Source organism: Rhodanobacter umsongensis, from assembly GCF_042654965.1.
In the GTDB taxonomy this organism is placed as follows: domain Bacteria; phylum Pseudomonadota; class Gammaproteobacteria; order Xanthomonadales; family Rhodanobacteraceae; genus Rhodanobacter; species Rhodanobacter umsongensis.
This window is the reverse complement of record NZ_JBHSMK010000003.1, coordinates 103624-115981: the sequence shown is the minus strand read 5'-3', so window position 1 is coordinate 115981 and position 12358 is coordinate 103624. Positions and strand designations below refer to the sequence as shown.

The window sequence follows — 12358 nt, the reverse complement described above, 5'->3', positions numbered from 1 at the left end:
GCCTCATTTCGCTGCTCCCATGTCGGCCGCCGGCGCCGTCCTGCCGGCCTGCGGCAGGTAGTCGATGGTGGCGCTGTGCGCGCCGGTGATGTACTTCTGCATGGCCCGGTGAATATCCCGTTCGGTGACCTTCTGCAGGGCGACCAGATCGGTGTTGACGCGCTCCGGATTACCGTCGACCAGGCTTGCCTGGCCGAGCGCGAACGCGAGACCCTGCGCGGTCTGGCGCTGCTTCAGCTCCCCGGTCAGCAGCTGGGTCTTTACCTTGTCCAGTTCCGCCACCGGAATCGGCTGCGTCGCCAGCCAGATGATTTCCTCGTGCAGCAGCTTCTCCGCTTCGGCCGGCCGATGGCCGCTGGCGAGAATCGCATAGGCGGTGAACAGGCCCGGCCCGACGCGGCCGTCGGCGTCGGCGCCCGCCTGCTGGGCGACCTGATGGCGATAGACCAGCGACTGATACAACCGCGAGGAATCGCCTTGCGACAGCAGCGCGGCGGCTACCTTCAGCGCGATGCTGTCGGCGCTGTCCGAGGCGGGCGGGATCAGCCAGGTGATCGCCACCGCCGGCAGCGGCGCGGTGTCGCTGGCGACGGTGTAGCGCAGGTTCTTCTTGCGCGCCGGCTCCTGCGCGGTGACCTGCGGAATCGGCGCGGCCGGTTTCGCGATGCCGCCGAAATACCGGTCGACCCACCCATCGAGCTGCTTCGGATCGAAGTCGCCGGCGACGATCAGGGTGGCATTGTCCGGCCGGTAAAACGTATTGTGAAACGCGATCACGTTTTGCAGCGAGGCCGCTTCCAGATCCTCGATGCTGCCGATGGTGGGGCGCTTGTACGGATGCACCGTGTACGAGCTCGGGTCGATCGCATTGAACAGCTTGCCGTAGGGATCGGCCAGCACGCTCTGGCGGTATTCCTCCTCCACCACCGCGCGCTCGGATTTGAAGTTGGCCTCGTCCACGTTGAGGTTGGACAGCCGCTCGGCCTCGGCCCACAGCAGGGTCTGCAGATGGTTGCTCGGCACCACCTCGAAATAGTTGGTGACGTCGTCGCCGGTGGACGCATTGTTGGCACCGCCGACATCCTCGGTCAGCCGGTCGAACTGTTCGGCATGCATGTGCCTGGTGCTCTTGAACATCAGATGCTCGAACAGATGCGCAAAGCCGGAGCGCCCCTGCGGATCGTCCTTCGAACCGACGTGGTACCACATCTGCACGGCCACGTTCGGGCTGGCGTGGTTCTCCACGCTCAGCACCTGCAAGCCGTTCGGCAGGGTGCGCTGGTGATACTGGATCGGCGGAATGGTCAGCTCGGCCGCGGCGAGCGGCGCGGCGGCCAGCCACGTGAACGAGGCCAGCAAGGCGGCAGCACTCAAGCGCATGGATAGTCCTTTCGGAAGGAAAGGGGCTCACCTTAGCAAGGCGGCTTGCGCGGTCATGCATGACTTCTGGGCCAGTGTCGATCTTTCACCCGGATGATATTGACAGCTTGTTTGATCCGGGTAGAATGCGGCGCTCAATTCACCCGGATAAATCTCATGTCGACGCCCGCCACGGTCACCTGCACCGCATTCGATCACCATCGCCTGATCGCCAGCGGCCCGTTGGCGGACGTCGTGCGCGCAGCGAAGCTGGCCCTCGATGCCGGCGCCAGCGAACCGCTGCTGATCTTCGACGATCACGACAGCCGCCAGATCGAAGTGGATTTTCGCGGCACGCTGACCGAGGTGCTGGCCCGCCTGCCGGGTACCGATGCCACCATCGCGCGCGGCCCCGGCCGGCCGAAGCTTGGCGTGGTGCCGCGCGAAGTCACCCTGCTGCCGCGTCACTGGGACTGGCTTGCCGGACAGCCGGGCGGCGCTTCAGCGGTGTTGCGGCGACTGGTTGAACAAGCCATGCGCACTCATGGCGCGAAGGACCGCGTACGGCTTGCGCAGGAGTCGGTCGATCGCTTCATGCTCGCGCTGACCGGTGACCTCAGCCAACACGAAGAAGCGTCGCGCGCGTTCTACCGGCATGAGCGCGAGCGTTTCATCACGCTGACCGAACCATGGCCGCGCGACGTGCGCGATCACCTGCGCCGGTTGGCCGCCGCAGCGTGGGACGACATGGCAACCCGCTGATCGCGACGGCCGATACTCGCATCACACCGACTCGTTCCATCACGACGCCAGCCCGTCAACGGCGCCCAAGGCCTTTACGATGCAGCTCTCTTCTCGCAGTTCACTGTTCGCCAATCCCAACTTCACCCTGCTGTTCGGCGGCAGCACGATTTCGGCGATCGGCGATCAGTTCACCCTGGTCGCATTGCCGTGGCTGGTACTGAAACTCACCGGCGATCCGGCCGCACTCGGCCTGGTACTCGCCGCGATGGCGCTGCCGCGCGCCGCCTTCATGCTGATCGGCGGCGCGGTGGTGGACCGCATGTCGCCGCGACGGGTGTTGCTGGGTGCGCGCGGGATCAATGCGCTGCTGGTCAGCCTGCTCGCCGTGCTGGTGCTGGCCGGAGCGATCCAGATGTGGATGATCTACGCGATCGGGCTGGGCATCGGCCTGTCCACCGCGTTCGCCTATCCGGCGGGTTCGGCGATCTTGCCGCAGCTGATCCAGCCGCAGCAGCTGCAACCGGCCAACGCGCTGTTCATGGGCATGCGCCAGCTGAGCATGATTGTCGGCCCGGCGATCGCCGGACTGCTGATCAGCACCGGCGCGCACGCTGGTCACGGCAATGGCGTAGCCGATTCCTCCGGGCTCGGACTCGCCTTCGGCACTGACGCGGTGAGTTTCCTGTTCTCGCTGGGCTCGCTGATGCTGATCCGCATCCACAGCGATCACCATCCGAAGGTGTCGGTCGGCAGTGTGCTGGCCAACGTCGCCAGCGGCATCCGGAATATCTGGGCCGACCTGCCGCTGCGCGCGTTCATCCTCTACGCCGCCGTGGTGTCGGTGTTTGTCGGCGGCCCGATCCAGGTCGGCCTGCCGGTGCTGGCCGATACCCGGCTGGATCTGGGCGCCGCGTCGCTGGGCATCCTGATGGCCGCGAACGGCGGCGGCATGCTGCTGGGCAGTTTTCTTTCCGGCATCACAGCGAAACTGGTCCGCGGCCGGCTCGGCCTGATGGTGCTGGGTATCGACAGCCTCGCTGGACTGGCCTTGGTGGCGATGGCCCTGGTGCACTCGACGCTGGCCGGCGCCGTGCTGCTGGCCAGCGTCGGCGTACTCGCCGGCATTGCGCAAATCGCCATCGTCAGCTGGATCCAGCGCCGCGTCGCGCCGGAGATGATGGGCCGCACCATGAGCGTACTGATGTTCACCTTCATGGGACTCGGCCCGCTGTCGGCCGCCATCGCCGGCAACCTGCTGAAAATGATCTCGCTGGCGACCATGTTCACTGCGGCGGGCCTGACGCTGACAGCCATTGCCTTGAGCTGCATGACCAACCCGGCACTGCGCAGCATCGGTGTGGCACGGGCAGAGACCGCACCGGCCTGATCGCGACACCGTGTTCCCTCCGCCGACCATCGCATTGCCGCAGTCGCGCGGCGATGCGAGTTCACAGATTTATATTCAGGCTGGTTGACCGGACAGCCGGCTGTCTAATGAACAACCACGCGGACTGGTCAGGACGCGGTCTGCTGCTCGCCCAACGCCCTGAGCCGCTTCTTTTCAGCACGGCGCTCGCGCCTTGCGGCCTTGCGAATCTTGCGGTCGTAGTTCCACAGATAGATCGCCGGCGTGCTCAGCAGGGTCAGCAATTGGGATACCAGCAGCCCGCCGACGATGGCGATGCCGAGCGGCTGGCGCATTTCCGAGCCGATGCCGAAACCGATCGCCAGCGGTAACGCCGCGCCCATCGCCACCAGGGTGGTCATGGTGATCGGGCGGAAGCGCACCAGCGCCGCTTCGCGGATCGCTTCGGGTGCGGACAGGCCGCGTTCGCGTTCGGCGACGAGGGCGAAGTCGACCATCAGGATTGCGTTTTTCTTGACGATGCCGATCAGCATCAGGATCGCGATGATCGCCATCATCGAGATCTGCGTCTGCGTCACCAGCATGGCCAGGAACGCGCCGGCGCCGGCAGCGGGCAGCGTCGAGAGGATGGTCAGTGGATGGCCGAGGCTTTCATAGAGGATGCCCAGCACGATGTACATCGCCAGGATCGAGCCGAGCAGCAGCACCATGCCGTTGGACTGTGCCTGCTTCAGGCGCTGGTTGGCGCCGGTGAAATCCACCTTCATGCCGGCCGGCAGGCCCGCCGCGTAGGCCGCCTGTTCGACCAGCTTGACGCCGCGATCCTGCGGCACGTCCTTGGCCAGGTTGTAGCTGATGGTGGCCGCTTCAAGCTGGTTGTGGTGACGCACCCTGATCGGGCTCATGTTGGGCTCGATATGCGCCAGCGCCGATAGCGGGATCATCTGGCCGCGCTCGTTGCGCACGCGCACGTTGAGCAGCGACTGCGGGCTCACGCTCTGCGCCGCTCCGGCGGTGAGGACGACCGAGTACTGGTTGATGTCGGAATAGATCTGCGACACCTGGCGCTGGCCGAACGAGTTGTACAGCGCCGAGTCGATGGTGCCCATGCCTACATGCAGGCGCGCGGCGGCCGCACGGTCGATCTTCAGCAGCTGCTGCTTGCCGACCTGGTCGAAGTTGCTGCCGACATCGCGGAACTCCTTCAGCGTGCGCAGCTGCCGCACCATCTTCAGCGCCCATGGCTGCAGATCGCCGCCATTGGTGCTGAGCAGCTGGAACTCGTACTGGCCGCCGCCGTCGCCGCTGCCGCCCCCACCGAGGAACTGCGCCGCGCTGACCGAGACCTTCACGTCGGGCAGCTTGTCGTAGTGCTTCGACAACCGCTCCACCACCTGCTTGATGCCTTCGCCGCGCTGGCCGGGCCCGCTGCCGCGCGGCTTCAGGTCGACGAACATCTGCGCGCTGTTGCCCACGGCGCCGCCCGCGTTGTTGCCGCCGAGCATGGTCAGCTGGTCGAGCACGGCCGGATCGGCCTGCATGATCCTGGCCACCGCCAGCGTGCGCTCGGTCATCTGCGCCGGTGAAATGTTGGCATCGGCGTCGATATCCACCTGCAGCTGACCGGTGTCCTCGTCGGGCATGAAGGTGCCGCCGGCGGTCTGGGCCACCGCCCAACCCAGTACGAAGGTGAGGATCAGCAGGGTCAGCGGTTGCCAGCGCATGATGCGGCGATGGTGCATCGCCCAGTCCAGCGAGCGTTCGTAGATGCGCAGCAGGCCACGGTCGAAATTTTCCACCGCGCGCTCGATCCGCCCGGCCGGCTTGCGCTCTTGCGTTTCGTGGGTCAGCAGCCAGGCGCACAGCGCCGGGGTCAGCGTGAGCGAGACCAGCGCCGAGATCACCACCGCCGCGGTCAGCGTCACCGAAAACTCGCGCAGCAGCATCACCAGCATGTTGTTGCCGAACAGCAGCGGCGCGAACACCGCCACCAGCGACAACGTGATCGAGATCACCGTGAAGCCGATCTCGCGTACGCCGATCAACGCGGCGTCCAGCGGCGGCGTGCCTTTTTCCATGTGCCGCACGATGTTCTCGATCACCACGATGGCGTCGTCCACCACGAAGCCGATGCACAGCACCAGCGCCACCAGCGACAGCGTGTTGAGCGTGTACCCGAGCGTCCACATCACCACGAACGCGCCGGCGAGCGACAGCGGCACGCTGAGCATCGCGATCAGGGTTGGCCGCAACCGGCGCAGGAATACCAGCATCACCAGCACCACCATCGCGATCGAGATCAGCAGCGCCACCTGCACTTCATGCAGCGCCGACTTGGTGGTCTGGGTCAGGTCGAACACCGGCGTCATGGTGATGTTCGACGGCAGCGACGCGCGCAGCTGCGGCAGCCGCGCACGAATCGCCTCCACCGTAGCCACCGCGTTCGCTTCCGGTCGCTTGCTGATCTGCAGGCCCACGGTGTGCCGGTCGTTGAACCAGGCCGCCTGGTACTGGTCCTGCTGGCCGCTGTACACGCGAGCCACGTCGGACAGTCGCACCGGCGTGCCGTTCTTCACCGAGATCAGCAGGCGAGCAAACTCCGGTGCAGTCTGCAGGCCGTCCGTGGCGCTGACCGTCATCTGCGTGCGGCCGTCGCTGAGGACACCCTGCGGCGAAGTGACGTTGGCCGCGCGCAGCGCGTTGGCGACGTCATTGGCGGTGAGGTCCTTGGCCGCCAGCGCGTTGTTGTCCAGCTCGATGCGCACCGCATGCGGCGTGCCACCGAACACCTGCACCTGCGCCACGCCGCTGATCTGCGCCACCGCCGGTTTCAGCAGCGTGTCGGCGAGATCGAACAGCTGGTCCTGCGGCATGCCGTCGGAGGTCAGCGTGATGAACAGGATCGGGATCTGCGACGTGTCGAACTTGAAGTACTGCGGCGGCGACGGCATGCCGGGGGGCAGGTCGACCGCGGCGGCATTGATGGCGGCCTGCACGTCGCGAGCGGCGCTGTCGGCCGTGCGGCTCATGGTGAAGCGCACCATCACCGACGCGGCACCTTCGCTGGCGTTGCCGTACATTTCGTCGACACCTGGAATGCGTCCCAGGTGTCGTTCCAGTGGGGCCAGCACGGTGTTGGCCATGGTCTGCGCGCTGGCGCCGGGCTGGTTGGCCACCACGTAGACGCCGGGAAAATCCAGCGACGGCAGCGCGGCCACACCGAGCAGCAGGTACGCCCATAGCCCGGCCAGCATCAGGCCGATGGCGAGCAGCGAGGTGCCGACCGGGCGGCGGATCAGGGGCGCGAAAATGTTCATGGCGTTTCCGTGGCCGACAAGTATGACGCCAGACACGGCGCGTGCGCGTTCGATGCGCGCGACACCGGTGGGGATGGGGCGGGAGTTCCGTTCATGCCGGCCTTTATGGCAGCCGCCGTGCACCCATGTATGTGCCTGAAGTCCACACCGTGTCGGAAGGCAGGGGTGGTTTGCCGGGCGCGGAAACGAGCTATTTCGGCAGCGCGGGCATCTGCTGCTGCAACGCCTGCTGACGCCTGATCTCGGCGCGCAGTTGCCGGCGCGCGGCCTTGCGCTGTTCGCGGTCGTGCTGCCACAGATAGATCGCCGGCGTGCTCAGCAAGGTCAGCAGCTGCGACACCAGCAAGCCACCGAAGATGGCGATGCCGAGCGGCTGGCGCATTTCCGAACCGACCCCGAAACCGATCGCCAGCGGCAGCGCCGCACCCATCGCCACCAAGGTGGTCATGGTGATCGGGCGGAAGCGCACCAGCGCCGCCTCGCGAATGGCCTCCGGCGCCGAGAGGCCGCGCTCGCGCTCGGCGACCAGCGCAAAGTCCACCATCAGGATCGCGTTTTTCTTGACGATGCCGATCAGCATCAGGATCGCGATGATCGACATCAGGGTGAGCTGCGTATGCGTGACCAGCATCGCCAGGTACGCGCCCATGCCGGCCGCGGGCAAGGTGGACAGGATGGTCAGCGGATGGATCAGGCTCTCGTAGAGGACGCCCAGCACGATGTACATCACCAGGATCACCGCCAGCAGCATCAGCCCGGCGCCGGTCATCGCCTCCACCAGCTGCTGGTTGTTGCCGGCATATTTCTTCTGCACGCCGGCCGGCAATTGCGCGGCGGCGATCACCTGATCGACCAGCTTCATGCCCTGCAACTGGGTCACGCCCTTGGCCAGGTTGTAGTTGATCGAGGCCGATTCGAGCTGGTTGAAGTGGTCGATGCTGATCGGCGCGATGCTGGGCGCGATGCGCGCCACCGCCGACAGCGGAATCATCGTGCCGCGGCTGGTGCGAACGTAGGTGTTGAGCAGCGTGGCCGGGCTCAGCGACCTGGCGCCCGACGAGGTGAGCACCACGCGGTACTGGTTGATGTCCGAATAGATCGTGGACACCGGGTGCTCGCCGAACGCGTCGCTGAGCGCGGTGTCGACCCTCGCCATGCTCACGTGCAGGCGCGCTGCCGTTGCGCGGTCCACCGACAGCAGTTGCTGCTTGCCGATGCTGTCGAAGCTGGTGCTGACGTCGCGGAACTCCTTCATGCCGCGCATGCGCTGCGCCAGCTTGAGGGTGGGCCGCTGCAGGCCGACGCCGGCACTGCTGGTGAGCTGGAACTGGTAGCGGCCCTGTCCACCGTTGCCGCCGTTGCCGCCACCGAAGAACTGCACCGGGGTCAGCGAGACGTCGATGTCGGGTAGCCGCTTGTACTGCTTGTCGAGCCGCTCGATCACCTGCTTGACGGTGGCGTGGCGATCGCCTGGACCGCTGCCGAACGGCTTGAGATCGATGAACATCTGCGCGTTGTTGCCCACCGCGCCGCCGTTGCCGCCGAGCACGGTGGACACGTCCAGCACGGCCGGGTCGGCCTGCATCACGTCGGCGATCCGTTGCGCGCGCGTGGCCAGCAGGGTCGGCGAGATGTTGGCCTCGGCGGTGATGTTGGCCTGCATCAGGCCGATGTCCTCATCCGGCATGATGCCGCCGCCGGCGGTCAGCGCCACCGCCACGGCGAGCAGCGCGGTCAGCACCAGCAGCAGGGCCGGTTGCCAGCGCATCACGCGGCGATGGTGCATGGCCCAGTCCAGCGCCCGCTCGTAGCGCTGGTGCAGGCCGCGGTCGAACCGCTCCAGCGCCCGCTGCAGGCGATTCGGCTCGCGTTGCCCGGCACTGTGTTCCAGCTTGAGGTAGCGACCGCACAACGCCGGGGTCAGCGTCAGCGAGACCAGCGCGGAGATCACCACCGCCGCGGTCAGCGTGATCGAGAACTCGCGCATCAGCATGGTGAACATGTTGTTGCCGAACAGCATCGGCGCGAACACCGCAATCAGCGACAGCGTGATCGATATCACCGTGAAGCCGATTTCGCCGACGCCGGTCAACGCCGCCTCAAGTGGCGGCGTACCTTGTTCCATGTGGCGCACGATGTTCTCGATCACCACGATCGCGTCGTCCACCACGAAGCCGATGCACAGCACCAGCGCAATCAGCGACAAGGTGTTGAGCGAGAAGTCGAGCGACCACATCACCACGAACGCGCCGGCCAGCGACAGCGGCACGCTGAGCATCGCGATCAGGGTCGGCCGCAGCCGGCGCAGGAAGACCAGCATCACCAGCGCCACCATCACGATGCTGAGCAGCAACGCGACTTCCACTTCGTGCAGGGCTGACTGGGTGGTCTGGGTCAGGTCGAAGATCGGCGTGATCTGCACATCGGCCGGCAGCAGGGCGCGGAACTCCGGCAGCTTGGCGCGCACGGCATTGGCGGTGGCCACCGCGTTCGCCTCGGCGCGCTTGCTGATCTGCATGGTCACCGCGCGGTGGCCGTTGAACCAGGCGGCCTGGTATTGGTCCTCCTGCCCGCTGCTGACCGTGGCCACGTCGGACAGGCGCACCGGCGTGCCGTTCTTCATCGCGATCAGCAGCCGGCCGAACTCGGCTGGATCATGCAGGCTGTCGCTGGCGGTTACCGCCATCTGCGTCTGGCCGTCGCTGAGCGTGCCTTGCGGCGAGGTGACGTTGGCCGCACGCAGCGCGTTGGCGACATCGTTGGCGGTGATGCCCTTGGCGACCAGCGCGGCAGTGTCCAGCTCGATCCGCACGGCATGCGGCGCACCACCGAACACCTGCACGCGCGCCACGCCAGGGACCTGGGCCACAGCCGGTTTCAGCAAGGTATCGGTGAGATCGTACAGCTTGTCCGGCGGCAGGCTGGTGGAGGTCATCGCCACCAGCAGCACCGGAATCTGCGAGGTATCGAACTTGAAGTATTGCGGGGGCGACGGCATGCCGCCATCGCCTACCGCCGGCAGGTCGGGCGCGGCGGCATTGATCGCCGCCTGCACCTCGCGGGCGGCCGCGTCGGTGCTGATGCCGAAATCGAACATCACCATGATCTGCGCATTGCCCTCGTTCGAGGTTCCCGACATCTGCCTGACGCCGGGGATGCGCCCGAGGTGCCGCTCCAGCGGCGCCATCACCGTGCTGGCCATGGTCTGCGCGCCGGCGCCGGGCATCTGCGCGGCCACGAAAACGCCGGGAAACTCCAGCGTGGGCAGCGCGGCCACGCCGAGCAGCAGATACGCCCACAGTCCGGCCAGCATCAGCCCGATGGCGAGTAGCGAGGTGCCGGCGGGGCGGCGGATCAATGGCGCGAAAATGTTCAAGCGGTCTCCCTGACGCGCAAGCATGGCGGCGAGTTCTCGCGAACAGACGGTCGCCACGGCGCACGCCATGTGCGGATGTGCGGACCTGCTCGCGGAACGATCCCCGGATCATGCCAACTTTAGGCCAGGCACCCGCGCCGGGGATGTGCCTGAAGTCCGCCCTGCCTCCTGTCGTGGCGCATCTCGCCGAGCCCGCAGCCCACGACGCCGGCTGCCCTGCCGCCGTTGTGGGCTGCGTCGGCTCAGCGCGTGGCCGGACTGTAGCGCAGGGTCAGGAACGCGCTGCGGCCGGGCTGGTTGAAGTAGTACACGGTTTCGTAGTGGCGGCCGAACACGTTCGCCAGCCGTACCTCGACCTGCCAGTCCGGTGCGAAGTGATAGCTCGCGCGCAGGTCGCTGGTCGAATAGCCCGCCAGCGGGTGCCGGTTGGCCGCGTCGTCGTAGCTGCGGCCGGCCGCGTATACCGTGGCGCCGACGCCGAACCCGCCGAAACGACGGTCCAGATCCACCCGCGCCGTGCGACCGGGGCGGCGCGGCAAGGTCCGGCCGTCGTTGACGCCGCCGTCCTCGTTGCGCGGCTGCAGCCAGCCCATGTACGCCTGCATCCGCCAACCGGCGAGGTTCGCGCCGAGCTGGCCTTCCACGCCGCGGATGCGTGCCTTGCTGATGTTGGACGGGAAGTAGTTGCTGTCCAGCGCGATCAACTGGTCGATGCGGGTCTGGTAGGCGTTTACCGCCCAGTCCCACCCATCCAGCCGCTGGCTAAGTCCCAATTCGGCGCTGCGCGACTCCTCCGGCTTCAGATCGGGGTTGCCGCTGCCGTAGGGGTAGTACAGATCGTTGAAGGTCGGCGCGTGGAACGCGGTGCCGTAGCTGGCGGACAGGCGCAGGCCGTGGTCAAGGCCATAGCCCCACGCGGCCGCACCGGTGTTGTAGTTGCCGAACTGGCTGTTGTGGTCGCGCCGCGCCGACAGCTGCACCTCATTGCGGCCGAACGTGCCCTGGTATTGCAGGTAGCCGCCGGTATCGTTGCGGCGGGTGGCGAGGAAGCCGGTGTCGCTGTCGATATGCTCGCCCTGCCAGTCGAGGCCCAAGGTCAGCAACTGGTTGTCGGCCACGCCGAGGTCGTTCTGCCATGACGCCTGGTTGCGGCGCGAATAGATGTAGCCGACGAAATCCCGGTTCTCGTAATTGTCGTAGCGATCCAGGTTCTGGCCCACGCTCAGCGTGGTCTTCCACGCCTGCAGCGGGTTGAAGCTGAGGCGGCTGCCGACCACCTGTTGCACGGTGCGGCTGCGGTTCTGGTAACTGCCGTCGAAATGGATCTCGCCGAGGCTGCGCAGCCACGTTCCGCTCACTTCCGCCTGGTTGTCCCAGCGATAGCCGCCATTCGCACTGAGATTCTTGTTGCCGTAGGCATCGCGGTCAGGCTCGTCGGCAAAGCAGCCTGCGAATGCTTCGCCCGCGCCGATACGGCATGAGTTGATGCCGCGCGTATGCTGCGCGCCGACGCCGAGGTTGTACCAGGCATGTTGATCGCCGCCGGCCAGGCCGAGCTGACCACGCAGCAGGTTGTCGCTGCCGGTGGTCACGCTGAAGGATGGCAGCAGGCCGCTGTCGTGGACTCCGTGTCGGGTGAAGATCTGGATCACCCCGCCGATCGCGTCGGCACCGTACAAGCTCGAACGAGGACCGCGCACCACTTCGATGCGCTCGATCTGTTCCACCGGCAACTGCTCGAACGCGGCGAGGCCGTTGCCGACCGAGCCGATCCGCACGCCATCGATCAGCACCAGCGTGTGCGAAGAGCTGGTGCCGCGCAGGAACAGCGAGGTTTGCTGGCCGTAGCCGCCGCTGTTGGCGAAGCTCACGCCGGGCAGGCCGGTCAGCAGATCAGGCACCGAGATGGGCTGCAATCGTTCGATATCGGCGCGGGTGATCACGCTGACCGATGACAGCGCCTCGTCGGCGGTGATCGCGGTACGCGTGGCAGTGACGATCACCGGGCTCAGCGATGACGCGTCGTTCTGATCCGCTGCATGGGCGGTGACCGCGCAGCTCAGGAGCGCGGTTGCCAGCAAAGTCTTTTTCAATGTCGTTCCTTGGCCGCGCACCCGCGCACGGCACCATTGTTCAATGGGCTGGCGGCACGCGGGCGGAAAGACGGAACGACGGGCAGGCGCGATCACCCAACAC

Annotated in this window: 6 protein-coding genes; 2 read left to right on the top strand and 4 right to left on the bottom strand. The window is 66.6% G+C overall.

Going from position 1 to position 12358, the window contains the following annotated elements:
• Positions 1 to 3: 3 nt before the first annotated feature.
• Positions 4 to 1380, bottom strand: a complete 1377-nt coding sequence (locus ACFPME_RS05835) for a M16 family metallopeptidase (protein WP_377303052.1) — start codon at positions 1378 to 1380, stop codon at positions 4 to 6.
• Positions 1381 to 1536: 156 nt separating this feature from the next.
• Between ACFPME_RS05835 and ACFPME_RS05830 the strand changes: the two genes are divergently transcribed.
• Both ACFPME_RS05830 and ACFPME_RS05825 read left to right on the top strand, forming a co-directional pair.
• On the top strand, positions 1537 to 2121 hold the full coding sequence (locus ACFPME_RS05830) for a DUF2239 family protein (protein ID WP_377303050.1): 585 nt from the start codon (positions 1537 to 1539) through the stop codon (positions 2119 to 2121).
• 79 nt (positions 2122 to 2200) lie between these two features.
• Positions 2201 to 3490, top strand: a complete 1290-nt coding sequence (locus tag ACFPME_RS05825; protein ID WP_377303048.1) for an MFS transporter — start codon at positions 2201 to 2203, stop codon at positions 3488 to 3490.
• Between the two features lie 128 nt (positions 3491 to 3618).
• Here the strand turns inward: ACFPME_RS05825 and ACFPME_RS05820 are convergent, their stop codons facing one another.
• The 3 genes from ACFPME_RS05820 to btuB all read right to left on the bottom strand — a co-directional run bounded on the left by ACFPME_RS05820 (position 3619) and on the right by btuB (position 12255).
• Positions 3619 to 6786, bottom strand: a complete 3168-nt coding sequence (locus ACFPME_RS05820; RefSeq protein WP_377303045.1) for an efflux RND transporter permease subunit — start codon at positions 6784 to 6786, stop codon at positions 3619 to 3621.
• A gap of 190 nt (positions 6787 to 6976) precedes the next feature.
• Positions 6977 to 10162: an efflux RND transporter permease subunit gene (locus tag ACFPME_RS05815; protein WP_377303043.1), complete on the bottom strand. Its 3186-nt coding sequence runs from the start codon at positions 10160 to 10162 to the stop codon at positions 6977 to 6979.
• A gap of 242 nt (positions 10163 to 10404) precedes the next feature.
• Positions 10405 to 12255 carry a TonB-dependent vitamin B12 receptor gene (gene btuB / locus ACFPME_RS05810; protein WP_377303041.1) on the bottom strand — a complete coding sequence of 617 codons (1851 nt, stop codon included), beginning with the start codon at positions 12253 to 12255 and terminating at the stop codon, positions 10405 to 10407.
• Positions 12256 to 12358: the final 103 nt, after the last annotated feature.

Coding starts and splice junctions, on each gene's coding strand:
- ACFPME_RS05820 (WP_377303045.1), bottom strand. CDS start 6,786: ATGAACATTTTCGCGCCCCTGATCCGCCGCCCGGTCGGCACCTCGCTG.
- ACFPME_RS05830 (WP_377303050.1), top strand. CDS start 1,537: ATGTCGACGCCCGCCACGGTCACCTGCACCGCATTCGATCACCATCGC.
- ACFPME_RS05825 (WP_377303048.1), top strand. CDS start 2,201: ATGCAGCTCTCTTCTCGCAGTTCACTGTTCGCCAATCCCAACTTCACC.
- ACFPME_RS05835 (WP_377303052.1), bottom strand. CDS start 1,380: ATGCGCTTGAGTGCTGCCGCCTTGCTGGCCTCGTTCACGTGGCTGGCC.